Annotated in this window: 16 protein-coding genes and 4 pseudogenes; 13 read left to right on the top strand and 7 right to left on the bottom strand. The window is 34.9% G+C overall.

What is annotated here, in order from left to right; genetic code table 11:
• Positions 1-489 precede the first annotated feature (489 nt).
• The 4 genes and pseudogenes from DVW83_RS12145 (at position 490) to DVW83_RS12160 (ending at position 4,232) form a co-directional block, all read left to right on the top strand.
• A complete protein-coding gene (locus tag DVW83_RS12145; RefSeq protein WP_104660315.1) occupies positions 490-1,335 on the top strand; it encodes an aldo/keto reductase in 846 nt (281 codons plus the stop codon).
• 37 nt (positions 1,336-1,372) lie between these two features.
• Positions 1,373-2,181: pseudogene (locus DVW83_RS12150) on the top strand (SDR family NAD(P)-dependent oxidoreductase).
• 750 nt (positions 2,182-2,931) lie between these two features.
• Positions 2,932-3,960 (top strand): annotated as a pseudogene (locus tag DVW83_RS12155) (FUSC family protein).
• Between the two features lie 20 nt (positions 3,961-3,980).
• Positions 3,981-4,232 (top strand): hypothetical protein, encoded by a 252-nt coding sequence (locus tag DVW83_RS12160; RefSeq protein WP_137239423.1) that lies wholly within the window; start codon positions 3,981-3,983, stop codon positions 4,230-4,232.
• Between the two features lie 180 nt (positions 4,233-4,412).
• On the opposite strand, the pseudogene DVW83_RS12170 reads toward DVW83_RS12160, so the two are convergent.
• A pseudogene (locus DVW83_RS12170) lies at positions 4,413-5,203 on the bottom strand (glycoside hydrolase family 1 protein).
• 1 nt (position 5,204) lies between these two features.
• Positions 5,205-5,999 (bottom strand): MurR/RpiR family transcriptional regulator, encoded by a 795-nt coding sequence (locus tag DVW83_RS12175; RefSeq protein WP_104661119.1) that lies wholly within the window; start codon positions 5,997-5,999, stop codon positions 5,205-5,207.
• Positions 6,000-6,586: 587 nt separating this feature from the next.
• On the opposite strand from DVW83_RS12175, the pseudogene tnpA reads away from it, so the two are divergent.
• A pseudogene (tnpA, locus tag DVW83_RS12180) lies at positions 6,587-7,029 on the top strand (IS200/IS605 family transposase).
• Between the two features lie 163 nt (positions 7,030-7,192).
• On the opposite strand, the gene DVW83_RS12185 reads toward tnpA, so the two are convergent.
• Positions 7,193-7,897 (bottom strand): hypothetical protein, encoded by a 705-nt coding sequence (locus DVW83_RS12185; protein ID WP_123863174.1) that lies wholly within the window; start codon positions 7,895-7,897, stop codon positions 7,193-7,195.
• Between the two features lie 719 nt (positions 7,898-8,616).
• The gene (locus tag DVW83_RS12190; RefSeq protein WP_137239425.1) at positions 8,617-9,171 is read right to left on the bottom strand and encodes a hypothetical protein; all 555 of its coding nucleotides are present in this window, start codon (positions 9,169-9,171) and stop codon (positions 8,617-8,619) included.
• A 262-nt stretch (positions 9,172-9,433) separates the two neighbouring features.
• Between DVW83_RS12190 and DVW83_RS12195 the strand changes: the two genes are divergently transcribed.
• The 3 genes from DVW83_RS12195 to DVW83_RS12205 all read left to right on the top strand — a co-directional run bounded on the left by DVW83_RS12195 (position 9,434) and on the right by DVW83_RS12205 (position 11,779).
• Entirely contained in the window at positions 9,434-9,802 is a 369-nt protein-coding gene (locus DVW83_RS12195; protein WP_137239427.1) for a hypothetical protein, read from the top strand.
• A complete protein-coding gene (locus DVW83_RS12200; RefSeq protein WP_123863175.1) occupies positions 9,744-10,301 on the top strand; it encodes a YbaB/EbfC family nucleoid-associated protein in 558 nt (185 codons plus the stop codon). The genes DVW83_RS12195 and DVW83_RS12200 overlap by 59 nt, the downstream gene beginning before the upstream one ends.
• A gap of 482 nt (positions 10,302-10,783) precedes the next feature.
• Positions 10,784-11,779, top strand: coding sequence for a LacI family DNA-binding transcriptional regulator (locus DVW83_RS12205; RefSeq protein WP_104661124.1), 996 nt, complete (start codon positions 10,784-10,786; stop codon positions 11,777-11,779).
• Positions 11,780-11,919: 140 nt separating this feature from the next.
• Here the strand turns inward: DVW83_RS12205 and DVW83_RS12210 are convergent, their stop codons facing one another.
• Together DVW83_RS12210 and DVW83_RS12215 are read right to left on the bottom strand one after the other, a co-directional pair.
• A complete protein-coding gene (locus tag DVW83_RS12210) occupies positions 11,920-12,870 on the bottom strand; it encodes a 1-phosphofructokinase family hexose kinase (RefSeq protein WP_104661125.1) in 951 nt (316 codons plus the stop codon).
• A complete protein-coding gene (locus tag DVW83_RS12215) occupies positions 12,870-13,628 on the bottom strand; it encodes a DeoR/GlpR family DNA-binding transcription regulator (RefSeq protein WP_104661126.1) in 759 nt (252 codons plus the stop codon). The genes DVW83_RS12210 and DVW83_RS12215 overlap by 1 nt, the downstream gene beginning before the upstream one ends.
• A 246-nt stretch (positions 13,629-13,874) precedes the next feature.
• Between DVW83_RS12215 and DVW83_RS12220 the strand changes: the two genes are divergently transcribed.
• Genes DVW83_RS12220 through DVW83_RS12240 form a run of 5 tightly spaced genes read left to right on the top strand, consistent with a single transcriptional unit; the run spans position 13,875 to position 17,129 of the window.
• On the top strand, positions 13,875-14,333 hold the full coding sequence (locus DVW83_RS12220; RefSeq protein ID WP_123863176.1) for a PTS sugar transporter subunit IIA: 459 nt from the start codon (positions 13,875-13,877) through the stop codon (positions 14,331-14,333).
• A 15-nt stretch (positions 14,334-14,348) separates the two neighbouring features.
• Positions 14,349-14,648 (top strand): PTS sugar transporter subunit IIB, encoded by a 300-nt coding sequence (locus tag DVW83_RS12225; protein ID WP_104661127.1) that lies wholly within the window; start codon positions 14,349-14,351, stop codon positions 14,646-14,648.
• Positions 14,649-14,676: 28 nt separating this feature from the next.
• Positions 14,677-16,071, top strand: a complete 1,395-nt coding sequence (locus DVW83_RS12230; protein WP_104661128.1) for a PTS galactitol transporter subunit IIC — start codon at positions 14,677-14,679, stop codon at positions 16,069-16,071.
• Positions 16,072-16,098: 27 nt separating this feature from the next.
• On the top strand, positions 16,099-16,362 hold the full coding sequence (locus tag DVW83_RS12235) for a hypothetical protein (RefSeq protein ID WP_104661129.1): 264 nt from the start codon (positions 16,099-16,101) through the stop codon (positions 16,360-16,362).
• A gap of 14 nt (positions 16,363-16,376) precedes the next feature.
• Positions 16,377-17,129, top strand: coding sequence for a class II aldolase/adducin family protein (locus DVW83_RS12240; protein ID WP_104661130.1), 753 nt, complete (start codon positions 16,377-16,379; stop codon positions 17,127-17,129).
• A 67-nt stretch (positions 17,130-17,196) separates the two neighbouring features.
• Here DVW83_RS12240 and DVW83_RS12245 read toward each other — a convergent pair whose 3' ends face one another.
• A complete protein-coding gene (locus DVW83_RS12245; RefSeq protein WP_146897357.1) occupies positions 17,197-17,367 on the bottom strand; it encodes a replication initiation factor domain-containing protein in 171 nt (56 codons plus the stop codon).
• Between the last annotated feature and the right edge of the window lie 147 nt (positions 17,368-17,514).

A 17,514-nucleotide genomic window follows, 5' to 3' on the forward strand; every position in this document is an offset into this window, starting at 1 on the left:
AGCATAGACGATCAACTTTCATAAAAGACCTAAACAGTAGTGATTCACTGAGAAATATAAAGGGATTCACGAAAAATTACTTTTCAAACTTTTGTGAATTTCGGTTTTCTAAGGCTTCTGCTTCCACCGTTTCTTCGTTTTTAAAGAATGGGACAAAAGTGTTTCTTACTTTTGTCCCATTCTCGTTTTTTTTTTGAAATTTCCGAAAAACCTGAATTTTGGACGCCGGTTATTCGAAAGTCTGTAGCAAACCTGATTTTTAGATTTGCCCCATATTCTCTTTTTTTATGTTACACACATTAAAGGCATGTACTCGAATTTTAGAAAAGTGCGTGGTGCTGTGAACATCAGTCAAAAGTAAGCTGCTTGATCTCATACTTCTTCTACAGTTACTTTAAAGTGCCTATAGTACTTGAAAGTGCGTACTTCCTAAAAAGGTAGATTGTCTTGTATAATTGTCAATCACAGTCCATGAGAGGAGATTCAGTGATGATTAAAAATTTACAAGATACAGTTTTATTGAATAATGGGAAGAAGATGCCTGGACTAGGTTTAGGTGTTTTTCAAATACCTAATGAACAAACAGCTACTATCGTTTCTGAAGGCATCAAAGCTGGGTATCGCTTGATTGATACCGCTGCTGTTTATGGAAATGAAGAAGGAACAGGTCAAGGTATCAAAGAAGGACTAGCTGCCACAGGCTTGAGTAGAGAAGATCTATTCATTACTTCAAAAGTTTGGAATGCTGGTCTTGATTATGAAGAAACACTAATTGCTTTTGAAGATAGCCTAAATAAGTTAGGATTGACCTATATCGATTTATATTTGATCCACTGGCCAGGAACAGATGACCAATATATCGAAGTATATAAAGCCTTAGAACACTTATATGAAGAAGGAAAAATCAAAGCAATCGGTGTAAGTAATTTTGAGATCCATCATTTAGAAAAATTACTTTTAGAAACCACGGTCAAACCTGTTGTCAATCAAGTAGAGTTACATCCTCGGTTGAATCAACAGGAACTACAAGCTTTTTGTGCAGCAAACGATATTTTGATTGAAGCCTGGTCCCCATTGATGCAAGGAAAAATCTTAAAAGAACCAGTCTTACAAGAAATCGCAGAGAATCATCATCGCTCAGTCGCCCAGATCGTCTTGCGTTGGGATATCCAACACGAAATCATCGTATTGACGAAATCAGTAAAAACGGAACGTTTGATCAGCAATGCTGCATTATTTGACTTTGAATTGACAGAAGCAGAGATACAAATGATCGATGAATTAGACCAACACCTACGTGTCGGTCCAGATCCAGACACATTTGATTTCAAGTAGACTGCACAAGCTATTTTTGAGAAAGGGGTAATTGATCATGGAAATGGGTTTAAGTAAAAAACTGGTACTTGTCACAGGTTCGACGAAAGGAATCGGAAAAGCAATTGCAAAAGAGTTCGCAAGAGAAGGCGCCGATGTAGTCATCAACGGACGAAAAGCAGAAGATGTCGCAAAAGTCGTTTCAGCACTGAAAGAAGAATTTTCACAGACGAATCCTCAGGCAGCACCATTTGATATAACAGACGAAACTGCACGAAACCAATTATTGGAACAATTTCCAGAAGTAGATGTATTAGTCAATAACATGGGGATATTTCAGCCAATGGAATATGAAGCAATCACTGATGCTGTTTGGAATCGATTTTTCCAAACCAATGTTTTGTCTGGAAATGCATTAGCGAAACATTATCTGCCTAAAATGCTAGAGAAAGACTTTGGCCGAATCATTTTTATCGCAAGTGAAGAAGCCATCATGCCTTCAGGGGAGATGCCTCAATACAGCATGACAAAAACAATGAATCTATCACTAGCTAAAAGTCTCTCTAAATTAACAAAAGCCACGCATGTTACGGTCAACACGATCATGCCAGGTTCTACGTTAACGGAAGGGGTAGAAGCTATGCTGGAAGAAATGTACGCACAATCTGATCTGCCAAAAGAAGAATGGGAAGCTGATTTTATGAAGAACCATCGACCTTTGTCACAAATCCAATGTCACAAATCCAACGTCTGATACGTCCAGAGGAAATTGGCCGTTTTGTCACCTTTGTTGCAAGCCCCTATGCCTCTTCTTTTTCTGGAGAAGCTCTACGGATCGATGGTGGTCTGGTGCCAACGATATTTTAACTGAGTGCTTGCCTGTCTTTTTTGAGAATCTAGCTACACTGTGTATTTTTAGGGTTTTTAATCAGGCAATCCGAAACTTATTTTTCAATTGTATCTATCGTTCTTTTGCATAATATACTGCGAAATCGAAGCCATTTTGTGCTACGAAAAAGAGGCTGGGACAGAAGCGTTTAACTACGAGAAATAAGAATAAATTCACGAAAATTGCTTTTCAAATTTTTGTGAATTTCGGCTTATTTAAGAAGAAGTTGCTTTTGCTCCCACCGTTTATTCGTTTTTAATGAATGAGACAAAAGTGTTTCTTACTTTTGTCCCACGCTCTTTTTATGTTTGTAGCTATACAAAAATCGATGAATAATTAAGCGGTAACAAGATAAGCAACAAGCAATATTAAGAAAAAATAAAGAAACTCCTGTTATACTAAAGAAAGCATCTGTTTTCAGATACATAAAACCACTATTCATAGCGAAGTATAGACAGAAAAACTTAAAAAAACTCACGTTTGAAAATCTTATGAAATGTGTGTTTTAGAAGGAATATTTCGGAGACTGGTTTGTTAGAAATAGGCGAAACAAAAAATAGTACTTATGTAGTTGAACGATTCAAAGTTATCTATAAAAACGAGATTAAAAAGAGGATTCTTCGGAATTAAGCTAACCTGATTACAAATATAAAAGCCGATTTTCAAAGCTTCATGGTGTGTTTTGCGGTAGCCCCTCTTTTTAGTTATCTTAGACGAGGAGTGATTCATTGCTTAAAACATATTTTCGATTTAACAAAATAAAGGACAACCCTTTTAGGATCATGAATTTGATGATTCTTATTTTTTTGGTGTTATGGCTAGGATATATCAATCATAATTTTTTGATTTCTAGCTTTTCTTCACTAGGGATTTTTACATTTTTCTATTATCAAAACATACCGATGAAGTATTTGCTCAAACGAATGTTGCTTATTGGGTGTGGGTTACTCATTGCGTTCATGCTAGGTGTGTTATCCACTTATATACTGTGGCTTGAACCATTTGTCGTCGCTACGGTTGCTTTTTCCAGCCGTTTTATTTTACGGTTGTTTCATATTTCCAAACCGGGCGGATTATTTTTTGCGATGTTGTCTGCAATGGGAACGAGTATGACTTTGCCAATTGCGCAACTTCCTCAAATTTCGCTGTTCTTCTTTATGGGCGTTGTATTTTCTTTGATTGCAGCCATCATCACGAAAGTATTAGACACACGTCCAGAACAAGTAATCGATACAACAACATTAAAAGAACGTTTCCAAAAAGATCCACTAGTTATCATTGATTCTGTTTTTTATAGTGCGGCTCTTTTTCTTTCCGTCTACGTTAGCCATGGATTGAATCTGCACAATCCTTACTGGCTAACACTTTCTTGTGCATCGATCCTACTAGCAGAAAACTTAGATGCGATGAAACATTGACAAGTCCAATATCTGATTGGGTCGATGTTAGGGTTGATCGTTTCAGCAATTTTGTTGTTGATCCCTTTTACGCAACTAGAAACGATTTTTTTAGTCACCTTCCTTTATGGGATCTCTCAATTTTTAGTAGCAAGAAACTATGCAGTCGCAAACATTTTTCTAAATCCGATGGCATTGATGCTCTCGACTCTCATGAGAAATGCGTATTTATTTTCTTTGATCGAATATCGTTTCTTGGGTATTTTGCTAGGAAGTTTCATAGGACTAGGAGTGGCATGGGTAATGAATGTCGGTTTACGCCACTACTTAGCCGTTGTGAAAAATAGCCTGAAAGAATGAAGGTAAGTAAGAGAATAAGCTTGGTAAGGGCGTTTATTCAAGAAAAAAACTTCATTTTAATGGACGAAGGCACTTCTTCATTAGATCGGTTGAATGCTTTAATCATCGAAAAACTATTACTAAGTGACCCAAACCTAACAGTGATCATTGTCAGTCATCATCCTTTTCATGAAAACAAAGATAAATTTGATCAATTAATTACAATTGAACGATGGCAAGATCAACTTAAACATGAAATGACAAATGACGATCGAAAACCTCATTCTAATTAAAAATAAAAGAGGTCGAGAAAAAAGTCGTTTAGGTTTGAGAAATTGGAGAGAAAAGAGGCTGGGACAGAAGTGTTTAACTACGAGAAATAAGAAGAAATCAGCGAAATTTGCTTTTTAAATTTTTGTGAATTTCGGCTTATTTAAGAAGGAGTTGCTTTTGCTCCCACATTTTATGTAGACTTATTTCCTCACTTGGAAATCATAGAGATGTTCATTATTGCGCCATAAAGTAGAATGAACGGTACGTTCTTTTTTTTCGTTGAAAGTCGTTAAATTCAATATCCAAATGTCAATGTTATTTTCTTGATCATAGCTTGCAATAGCGATGTTTTGCTCATCTTCAACAAGTTCGTGGCAAGCAATCACCGTTTTTGCATGGCAAAGATTCATAATATGATTGACTTTCCATTTGTCTTCGAACCAAGTGTCAGGATATTTACAAACACCTAACCAGTCACCATAGACGATCTGCATATTCTGTTCATTGATTGCTAACCAATATTTCACGCGATCACCAAATTCATTGAAACATGTACGAACATATTGATCGAATGCATCAATGATTCCTCGACCATACCAGCCATTGAACTCTTCATCTACCCAAACAGGCATATCGTAGTGATACAGTGTGACGATCGGTGTGATACCATTTTCAATTAGTTCATTGATTAGATTGTTGTAAAAATCGATTCCTAGTTGATTAGGAACGCCAGAATTATCAGGATAGATTCTGGGCCAAGCAATTGAGAAACGATAGGAGGTGAATCAACATTCTTTCATCAAAGCCACATCTTCTTTGTAGTGATGGTAGTGATCTGCAGCAATTGAATTATCCGTAAATGTTTTTTTTGTTTGACTATTCAAATCAATGATTGCCTGAGCTCTGCCATGGCACCCTCTACTTGCCAGGCTGCACTTGAAGCGCCCCATAAAAAGTCTTTAGGGAATGTTGGTTGTTCTTTGTAATGCATACTAGTTTCCTTCTTTCTTATACTTCAATAAGTAACCGTTGAACAATAAATCAAGCACAAACTGAATGCCGTAGGTGTAATAGAGTAGATCATTGATCTCTGCTTCGTGGTGTTGTGCACTTAGATGATACAATTTATCAAAATATTTATTGTATATCGGATTACGATTATTCGTGAATAAAACTTTTTTTGCCTCTATCTTAGTCAGCGCATCTGCGAGTGTCGAAACGAATAATCCAGAAATCGAAAAAAGAATAAGCAATGATCGGTCTTTTGAGAAAGTACTACTCTCAAGTTCTTCTTTCGAAGTAATCAAAGTGATCCGTTTTCCGAAAATAATCATTCGCTGTTGAAAAGTACTTACTGCGCCGGCAATATTACTGGAACAAACGATAACAACTTGCTGGCTTTCATTGATCATTTTAACGAGACGATTGACTTCTTGTGTGTTGAATCGAATGCTCAATTCCTCCATTAGAGAAGTGATATTCATCACTAGCTTATCTAGAAAGTGATCGTAGCCATAAAATTGTTCAAACTCAAGTACGCTATCATCAAACTCTTGTGCGTGCGCTTTCATATCTGAGAAATTTTCATAACCGAGTAATTTTCCAAAACGACGTACTGAAGCTCGGGAAACATGATTTTCTTCAGCGATTTGATAAATGTTCCACTGCTTGACGTATTTGAAATTTTCCCAAAAGTACTTTGCTAGTTCATATTCCACTGACCCTATTTCATTTTCATTCACGATACGGTTTAATTTGTAGATTAGATTCAAACGATTATTGTCCATTTTTATGATCTCACTTGGCCAAGTTAGATTCTGTCTTAACTATAGCGGAATTTATTGAGTAATGGGGTGCAGATTGTGTCCCCAATAGAAGAGGACAGACAGGTCAGACTTATTTGGCTTAGTTTATCAAAGAATAGTAGAATTTGCTTCTTTTTAGACGAAATTGAAGACTGGGATACATGTAGGAAGTAGGGAGTGAGTAAAATATAAAAGTAGCGTATTATGAAAGTAGTAATCGCTTGCGTGTGAGGATCCAGCGTTAGATAAGTTCGTTCGTAAAGAAAATAGTTAGGGAATAGATTCATTCCAAGTGAGAATAGGCACCAATGGTAAGCAAAATCTGGTTTCGTGGAATAAAGAAATGAGGGAATGATAGGGGAAATGAGTGTGGGACAAAAATCAGTTTCTTTCTGATTTTTTGTCCTACTTTTTTGAATATTGTCTTCAGACCTAGTTGAGCTCGCAAAGCGAGTGAAATATAGAACCACCTGCTATGCGGGTGGGAAACAAAAGTTTCTACCAAAAAGCCCTTCAAATCGTTAAAATATGATTGTTCAGGTCATGTTTTAACGGTTTGAAGGGTAAGAATGGCTAACAAAGCGAATAGTTTACCATACAAAGTGGCTATGTAAATACCACATTGTATTCACACCAAAGTATAGAAGAAAAATCATTTATAATCAATATCGAGCAAGTATTCAAGAGATCATTAAACGATTATGTAAGTATAAGGGCGTGGAAATATTGGAAGGGCACATGATGTCAGACCACGTTCATTTGTTAGTAAGTAATAAGTGTTTCTAGCTTCATGGGATATCTAAAAGGAAAAAGTGCATGAATGATCTTTGATAAGTACGCCAAATTAAAATATAAGTTTGGAAATCGACACTTTTGGGCAGAAGGGTATTATGTAAGCACGGTAGGATCGAATGAAGCGACCATAAGAAAATACATTCAAGAACAAGAGAAACAGGATATCGCGCTAGATAAATTGAGTGTCCGAGAGTATGAAGACCCTTTCAAGGGTTAAAGAGTAATACAAACACCTTTTTAAAGGTGTGCAAAAGTGTCAAAGGCAATATGGCTTGAACATGAAATGAGAAAGTCAGCGTCTTTAGGTGTTGACCGGTGTTAAGGGCTTATAGCCTAGTACAAACCACCCTTTTGAAGGGTGGTTTGATTGGAAAATTATGTTACATATTGCTATCAATCCAAGCAGTGTCATTACCAACACGGAAGTATAAGTATAATGACTTAGATATATTACTGAAATTCCAAGACCCTTTAGCACCACCGTATGCAGAGTATCCTGATTGCTCCTTAGCTCTGAATATACCTTGAGAAATTAGAGAAAAGTTACCAACACCAGCCCAGTTTATGCTGTAGATTCTATCAATTTGATCGTAATTTCCTTGTACACTAGTATAATCAGCTTTGAAAACGAGTTCAAAACCACCGTATAGTCCATGAATCGCTGTACCTTTACAACTTGAATATCCAGAACCGCTAGTCCAGCTTCCGCCTTCTCTCCATGTAGAGAAAGTCTGGATAGGATTTTTGGATTCTTCAATCTCTTTATTAATGTTTTCAACAACCTTGTCTTTGTTCACTTCGTTACCGTTTTTGTCATAAAAAGTTGCATCGGTAAAATCTACTCGTATACTTTCTAAGTCACCTACTTCTTTGGCCGTATCTGATTTCATAGTTTCAAATACATACGTACTAATTCTTGTTGTATTTTTTCCAAAATTTAAAGAGTTTTGCGATTTTTGGATATTAGTTTCTAAAACATCTAAATTGTTAATATTTTCGACTGCTAATACTCTTGTTGCGCCTGTAGTTACCGATAAAATTGTTACCGCTGCTAAACTTATCCTTGCAATTTTTTTTAAAATCATAGTTTTACCTCTTGTTTAATATGTTATTATGTACATAAAAAGTATGTTACTTTACGCAATAACAGTATAGTACTTAAACTTGTCGTTGAAATCGTTTTCAAATATAATTAAAGTTTTTTAATTTAGGAGGTGACTTTATGGGAAATCTATTTTTAAAAATATTCTTAGTTGCGAAGTTTGTTTTTATATTATTAGTATTCATTGTTCTTGTGTTGTCTATTATTTACTTGGTAAAAAAATTAAGGAATAAATAAAATTGTTATTTAAATTTTAAAATTATTGTTATTGTAATGATTGGTAAAAATTAAATAGTCTTGGCTCTTTGTCAAATGATGTTGATAAAAAGAAGTCTTAGAATAATTTGGACAGAACAGAAAGAAGAAAACCTCTTTCTGTTCTATTTATGGTTCTATAATATTTTGTGTTGGTGAAAATAAATAGTTCATGAGCTGAAAAATGTTGATCTATTGGATGAACAACTATGATGTGTCGATTTTCCATTAAATAGGATACAATCAGATCAATGAAAAGTACATGCAAAATAAAAGTCAATTTTGTGGATTGTTCTAACTCTTCTGGATATTTTTTCTCCAAAAAATGAAGAGTAGCAATTTTGCGAAGAGATGCTATTATTTAATAACCAAATCCGATATTTTTCACAGCAGCTAATGATATTTCCTGATCATCTAATAGGTAGGACTTATATCGAATTTTATATTCTAAATTGAAGTAATTATATTATCAATGTAATGCAAATACCCGTAAATATTAGTGAGCCTGATATGATTAAAATGTTCTGCTTCAGCAATAGACAAGTTGTTCTGGTCTGTTCTAACATGGAAAAGGTGATTACGATTATCGGTCAAAAAAATATATTCGTCTGAAGCTAAAAAACTATCTATGTTAGTAAATAGTTCCTTTTTCTTCATGATGATTTCTTGATTATTATTACTAGAAATCACATTTTTTAAATCATCAAAATAAATATAATCATCACTTGCACTTAATTTATACTGACTTTTTAAAAACCTAGCTAACTTATCATTTACAGAACAAATACGATAAATAGCATCATTAATTAATGAACTATAGTTCTTTTTAGCTAAATTACTAACAAAAAAAGAATTTGAAGGTGGGCAATTTAACATATTATAGATAATAATATTAGCTCTAGAAATTTCATGTAAACGATTAAGAATATCATACAATCTTTGATTATTGTCATTCATCATTTCATTAGGATTTTTAAAAATAAAATTATTAAATTCTGACACTATGTTATATATTTTTTAGATGGCGAATTAAAAAACTTTGAATGCGAGACAATTAAGCATATGATTGATAAATTCTTTTCCTAATTTCGTTATTTTAAAATATCTTTCTTTTTAAAAACACTTATTTAATGCACATTAATTTCACATATTTATTCTATGACACTTCAACATGAAACTAATTTACCTTCAACCTGTAATACTATGGTGAAAGAAATTTACTATTTGACAATAAAAATACTTTTTATTGGGTGTCTAGATAACATTGTTGGTAAAGGAGAAAGAGGGAGAAAATGAAAAATACTTTAAAAATGAATGCAGAGAAAAAAAATTAGCGCACATTGATCCAGTCAAGAAATATCAGATGTGTAAAGTAAAGAAAAACTGGATTGTTAAGTGCAGTGTCGTGGGAGCTTTACTGATTACTTCAACAATCTCGGTAGTTGTACCGAATTCTTTATTGGCTATGGAGGCTGATGTCGTTGCATACGCGGCGGAAACTTTTGGGAGTATTACTTATAATGATGGGTCAGGAGCCAAAACGTTAGATGTGCCTAATGGAGCGGAAGTAAAAATTGACGCTACAGCGTCGGGTAAATTTACTTTTAAATTTGGCAGCACTAAAAAATGTTAAAGAATTAACAATAAAAAATATTTCTTTAAAAGGTGTTACTACTTTATTAAGCAATCAGTTACAAACTTTAACGTTAGCAGATATTAAGGCATCTGGAACTGTGGATATTTTAAGTGGGAATAACTTGGCAGCAATTAATGTTACAGGATCAACCTTTGACGGATTGTTTACAGTTTACGGCAATAAAAATTTAACGTCATTAACTATTGATAAATCAACATTCAAAAAGGATTATTATACGTATTCAAATAAGTCTTTAGCAAAAGTAACAATTTCGAATTCAACGTTGGAAGATGCACTGCACGTGTCTAGCAATGCAAAAGGCTTTTATCTCGATTTTATCGACACGGCTTTATTGAACACGAAATCAACGCAAAATGCGAATACAACTGGAGCCACTGATGATGTGACTGTCATTGTTGTGAATCCAACAAAAGAAAAAATTGGGGATCCTCTATTTGATGCCCCTTTCGATTTTAGACTTTATTTTCATTTTTGAACTGCCTAAGAATCGGCACACTGGATTTCAACCTCTCCCTGTAGTTAGCAGCGAGACACATTTTGAGTGTGAGTATCATTATAGTAAGTTAATGTCATGGTGACATGAATTTCTAAATCATGAGAAGGATAAGATATCTGTTCGCTCAGCGGAGGCTTCGTGGCGTATCTGTCCAATAGCTTGGTCAACTTGTATTGTTGTTCGAAAATGATTATTTAATTATCAAAGATCGAGTTTGGTCCTCATATATAAATAAGCTTCGGAGCAGTGATTTTGAAACAAAACGGTGTGTCTTAATGAAAGTTTTAATTATTGAATCATTTTTATATTATTGTTCCGGGAGTTATGATTAGAGATTGAAAAAATTGGATATAATCAATTTCTAAAGTATAAAGGGATATTTGGAGCTCTATTGACAAGCGTCAGAATAGCTTGTATATTGAGTGCGTAACCGATTACGTTAAAAGGGGTATGAAGAATTTATGGCAGTCATAAAAGATGTTGCTAAGTTAGCTGGAGTATCAACAGCAACAGTTTCCAGGATCATTAACGGGAAAGGTGAGGCCAGTCCCGAAACAATTAAGAAAGTAATGCAAATCGTAGAAGAACTAAATTTCAGACCCAGCAGCGTAGCTAAGAGTCTTTCAAAAAGAAAATCTAACCTTATTGCTTTATTGATTCCGAATCTAGACAACCCTTTTTTTAGCGAATTAGTGAAAGCGATTCAAATATCCGCGAATAAAAAAGGTTACCAGATATATTTGTGTAATAGTGAAGACAATCGAGAGAAAGTTGAATACTATTTGGAGGCTATGGCTGATAACTATGTTATGGGTGCGATCATAAATTCACTTTACGTTACGGAAGATGATTTGGAGAAGCTTGAAAACAAAGGAATAGCAACTATTACAATCGATAGGACACAATTTTCTCATCCTTATTCTGCTTTGGCAGTGGACCATGTTAATGGCGGATACATTGCCACTAAGCATTTAATTGAATATAGTGAATGTAAAAATTTGGCTTTTTTATCTGGTCCAGAATCAGAAAAAAGTTCTCAAGATAGGTATCAAGGGTATTTGAAGGCAATTAGCGAGTCTGATGCTAACCATGTTATTAAATTATTCGGTGAATTTAACATTGATAGTGGGTATCAAGCCAGCTATGATTACCTGTCTCAAGAAAAAAACATTGATGGAATAGTGAGTTCAAATGATGCAATGGCACTAGGAGCCATCAGAGCTTGTGTGGATTTAGGGATAATTATCCCTAACGATTTAAAAGTAATTGGCTATGATAATATTGTTTTTGGTAAACATTCGGTTCCGCGTTTGAGTACAATAAATCAATTTAAGCGCAGGTCTGGTGATTTGATTATTGATGAACTTGAAAAAGTTAGCAAAAATGGGAAAAAACCTCAAAAATATGAAGTAACACCAGAAATAGTAGTACGCGAGTCAACAAAAAGAAGTAGATAAGTTCATCTATCTACTTTTTATGGTTTTTTCGCTTTTACGTAACCGATTACGTAAAAGTGTATGCTGTTTGGCATTTTAGAAATTATGAGTCAAAGCTCTACAGAGCAGGACCCACAATTTCTGTTTCTAGTTAGAGAATGTTAGAGTTTTTGAACCTTTATTGACTGGATGAATCTGTTGACATCTTGTACATCAATAACTCCGACTTCACCGTGCTGAGCGTTGGACATTCCACAAGCCATTGAATATTTTAAAGCGTCTTCCAATTTAAAATTTTGTTCGATAGCATGTGCAAAACCACCGACAGATGCGTCGCCAGATCCGGTTGTATTGGTGATATCAATCTTTGGAATTTCGATATCATAGAAATCATTATTGATTTTACATAGAGCGCCTTCGCTACCACATGAAATCATGATGTATTCAATTCCGTTGAAATAGGGATGATTCAATTCTTTTTGAGCTTGTTCTTTTGTGGAAATATCTTTATTAAGAATCTCACTTAACTCGTGAACATTGGGTTTAATAAAGTTAGGCTTGTAAGTCTTGCTTCTTAATAAAGCCTCTAATTGAGCCCCTGAGACATCCATGAAGACTGGAATGTTTTGATCAATATTTTCTCTTATATAAGCTAGCATTTCTAAATAAACTTGTTGATTATCAGAATTGATTGAACCAGAAATACAAATAAGATTTACTGGTTCTTGTTTACTCTTTTTCGCAACTTTCTCTAATAATTGAAAGGCTTCTTGATCAGAAATTTTAGGACCGTTCTCAACAATTTCTGTATGAGTATGATTATCGTGCATCACGGTTATTGCATTCCGGGTCTCCCCATTTGCAGGTAACATATCCAACTCAAACAGATTCTCCTGATTTAGATACTTATTTACTAAAGATCCAAAATCACCTCCTAAGAAACCTGTCAATAAAACCTTTGAACCTGACATTGCGGCTGTACGACCTGCATTCACACCTTTTCCACCAACTGATTTTGTAGGTGTTTTGAAGCGATTCATACCTCCAACCTGGAAATGGTCAATAAAGTAAGTAAAATCCATCGATGGATTCATAGTTATCGTGACAATCATTAGAACTCCTCCCTAAGTATCGTTGTGTATTTACTATAATGTTCAACCAGTTCATCGGAAATTTCATTGTCTGTTATCAAATAATCATGTTCACTTAGTCGAGTGAATGTGTAGACATCGGACAGACCAAGTTTTGAACTATCAGCAACAATGCAAGTTTCTTTTGCTTTGGCAAAAGCAGCATTCTGGACAGCACCTTCATCAAATTGAGCAGTAGTGACATTGTCATCGAAAATACCATTAGTAGCTGCAAAAGCAATATCAATATTTAGATTATCAAAAGATCGTACTGCCACTTCACCAACAAACTCTTCGGTTGTATGTGAGAACTCACCGCCTGTTAATAGAATGCGGTAGTTAGTATTTTCCTTTAGATAGGTGAATGCAATTAAGCTGTTCGTAATGACAAATAGATTTTTTCGTTGGATTTCCGGTAAAGCATAAAATATTGTAGTTCCAGCACCCAAAAAAATGATCGCATTATCACGAATCAAGCTATTGATGATCTTTCCTATATATTTTTTCTGAGAGACGTTTGTTTCGATCTTTTCATCTGTAGACAATTCTTTCTCAAGAATATCTAATTTCTGTGCACCGCCGTAAAGTTTAGTCAATTTTCTTTGTTTAGCTAGTTCTGTTATATCTCGACGAATAGTCATTTCAGAAACTTCCAAACGGGAAGCGATTTCAGCTATAGAAAGATAAGTATGCAGTTGGATCAAGTCTAAGAGTTTCTGTTGTCGTTCTTGTTTCAACATAGAATAATTCCCTCCTTGGTTTGTTTTAATATGTTAATGTTTGTTCAACATGTATGTTCTAACTCATTATAAAGGCTGTTATCGAGTTTTACAAGAGATAAGTGTAAAATAAATGTTTAACTTTGTTTAGAGAAAGCGTTGACAAACAAAACTTTTCATATTACGATGTAATCAAAAACAAAGTAAAACATTATATTTCACCAAGAATAACAATTTGTTTCAAATTATCACAAAAGGAGGTTCATAATGGAATATAAGGAAATGTTTGATCCAAATCTGATTGATTTGGAAGTAGAAGCAACATCGGAAGAAGAAGCATTTAAAATAATTGTAGGGAAACTGTTGGAAAATGGAATGGTGAATGACGGTTATATTCAAGGGATAACCAATCGGGAAAAAAAATTTCCAACAGGATTGATTACTCAACATCTTAATATTGGATTACCACATTCTGATCCAGAGTATGTAGAGAAGCCATTCGTTTACGTGTGTCGCTTGAAAAATGATGTAAGTTGTCGGCAAATGGGTGATAGTCAAGAAATGAAAGTTAGAGACTTATTTTTCTTAGGAATTAGTGATGGTAAGAATCAAGTTGGATTGTTGCAGGCATTTATGAATTTATTTATGGATGAGACATTTGTTGGCGCTTATCAAAATGCAGATTGTCCAGAATCAGTTTATCAACTATTTGTAGAAAACATTTAATAGGAGGAAATAGAAATGAAAAGAAAACTAATCGTAGCATGTGGCAGCGGCGTAGCAACGAGTCAGACAATCGCAAGTAAAATTGCAGGTAAATTTGAAGATGATGGCGTGGATTTTTCAGTTGAAGCGGTGGATTACAAATCAATTCAAAATGAACTTCCTTCTGCCGGTATTTATGTTTATATTGCACAACCAGATGAAGATGTTTTAGCAAAAGCGGAAGAGTTGGGTGTCAAAGTTTTTCCAGGAATCCCATTTTTAACAGGTATGGGTGATGCTGAGATTTACAACGAAATTTTGTCTTTAGTTAAATAAAAATAGAAAAGTGGGGGGTGAGAATAGTATGCAAATATTTCAGGACATCATTAATTATATTTTAGGTTTAGGATCAGCCATTTTCGTACCGTTGATTATTCTTGTGTTGGGTTTACTGGCAGGAATGAAACTGAAAAAAGCTTTTATGTCTGCAATTACTCTGGGGATCGCGTTCTCTGGTATGTCAATGGTTATTGCCTTCATGTCAAACGCAGTAAGTCCTGCATCTGAGGCTCTTGCAAAAAATACAGGAATCAGCTTACCAGCACTAGATTTAGGTTGGACAGGTGCAGCAGGTATTACTTGGTCGTGGTCATATGCTTTCGTGTTCTTTGCAGTAACAATCGGAGTCAATTTCTTGTTGCTGATCTTGAATTGGACGAAAACGTTGAATGTAGATATGTGGAATGTTTGGGGTAAAGCGTTGACAGCATATCTTATCTATTATGTTTCAGGAAGTTTAATCGCTGGGTTTATCACTGCAATTGTCCAAGTTATTTTGGAGCTGAAATTAGGTGACATGTTCCAACGGCATATTCAAGATTTAACAGGGATTCCGTTAGTAACAGTCACACACTTTATGACATCTTCGGCAGTATTGTTACTTCCTTTCAATATGTTAATGGATAAGATTCCTTTCTTTAATAAACGTTCAGATGCGAATGCGCTTAAGTCAAAATTAGGAATTTTCTCTGAAAACTCTGTTATGGGATTCATTATTGGTTTGGGATTAGGTCTGGCAGCAGCTTATGGTGTTTCTGGGTCACTGAACTTAGCAATTCAGGTAGCGACTGCAATGGCGTTGTTCCCAATGATTTCTAAAATGTTTATGCAATCGTTGTCTCCTTTAGCGGATGCAATGTCAGAGTTTATGAAGCGTCGCTTTAAGGATCGGGAAGTATATATTGGATTAGATTGGCCAATTTTGGCAGGACGTTCTGAAATTTGGGTAACGGCAATTTTGTTAGTTCCTGTGTTCATTGCATATGCGGTTTTCCTTCCAGGAAATGAAGTTTTACCTATGGCTGGTATTATCAATTATGCTATCGCTGTTGGAGGATTATTGTTAACAGGTGGTAACTTAGCAAGAATGTTAGTTTTAGGAGTTGTCTCTTTACCAATCTATCTATATGCAGCTACCTATTTAGCACCGATTTTATCGGGATTAGCTGAATCTACCGGCGCAGTTGAAGGCTTCAAGGCAGGTCAATCAATCACTTGGTCTTCTATCGAAGGTCCTGAGTTTCGGATTTTCTTTGCGGAAGCGTTCAATAAGAACCCGTTGGCAATTGCTGGAGTAGTCATCTTTATTGGGTTGTTTGTTTTATTGTATAAATATATGAACAAAGTAGAAGTACCAAGCAAACGATATGAAGAAAAGAAAAAAGAAGATAAATTAAACGTAAGTGCAATTGTAGAATAGAAAGCTATTTAGTAAGGAGAGAAAATTGTGAAGCAAAGTGAAAAAGGCAATTTGAAATGGTATTTGTTACTATTCTTAGCAGTAATTCTTTTCCTTACTGCAATGGCAACAAATCAAATGATTTTAAATCTAGTTGTGATCTTGCTAGCGATTTACATTTACAAATATGGAAATCCAGTTCTATTTAAGGAATACGACGAAAAACGCAAAAAGAAAATTGAAGAGTCGATGGTTGTTCGAGAAGCGGCTAAAGAGGCACTCAATTCAGGAAATCTATTTAGAAAAAAATAATGGAGGAATTATACATGTCAGACGGACGTATGCTATTTGAAAGAGAAAGAGAAGACCTAGCGAAAATCGTTAAATTGATTTTTGCTAGAAAGAATACAAATGTTGCTGGAGGAAACTTTTCGTTCCTAGCAACAGATGATGACGGTAAAGATTTCATAATTATGACACCAACTATGATGTCAGAAGCATATCTAGGTGATTTATCGGCTGCTCAAATTTTAGTAGTTGATCCTGAAACGAGAGAAGTAGTTAGTGGTGTAGGAAGTTTAACTCGTGAAATCAATATGCACCAAGCCGTTTATAATACGAATCCAAAAATTAAAGCAGTGTTACATTCTCATGCGCCTAATGCAATGTTTTGGGCGACGAGCGGTTTACCAATGCCTAATCTTACCGAAGCAACGCAAAAGGTTGGACCTGTTCCTGTGATGAATTTTGCACCGAACTGTTCAGAAGATCTTGCTGAGATTACAAGTATGTATATCAGAGAAAATAATTTACCTGTACCACATATGTTACTTTTGGATAGCCATGGTGTTCTGATTAATGCGACAGGTGATACAGGAATGATGGCGATTCATAAAGCCCTATCTATCTTAGATACTGTTGAATGGAACGCGGAAATTGCATATAAGCAAGCGGTCTTTCAAGCGTTAGGAATCACAGATAAATTCCATTCAAAAGGTGAAGATATTGCCAATTTGGATGATTTGAAATCAAAAGACCCGATTTATAACAGAGCAAAAATCGCTGCTGGCGGAGATTAGTTTTTAAACTACCATCAAAAGTGTAATTAACATTTATCCCACTAACATCAATGATAGATCATAGATGTTAGTGGATTTTTGATTGCTTAAAAATAAGAATTTTTTTAGACTTAAGGAAGGTCATGTAGGTGTTGATGATATTGAAAATGGTTCGTTCATAATCTCTGTGTGTTAATAAATCTTGGATTGCGTAATAAGCGCGATCATCTTTTAGTTGGAGTTCGTAGCGATTCTTTATACTCGAATTTTCAGGAACCCGTTCTTTTTTTTACGAACTGCTCGATACTATTTTCGTAAAAAATGGAGACTGGACTTGGTATAATAAACTAGACAATAAATTAAGGGAAAGAGAGGATCTAGATTATGCCAAGACGTTCATTTGATA

The sequence above is a fragment of the Enterococcus sp. VV15 genome (assembly GCF_005236045.1).
Taxonomy (GTDB): domain Bacteria; phylum Bacillota; class Bacilli; order Lactobacillales; family Enterococcaceae; genus Enterococcus_B; species Enterococcus_B durans.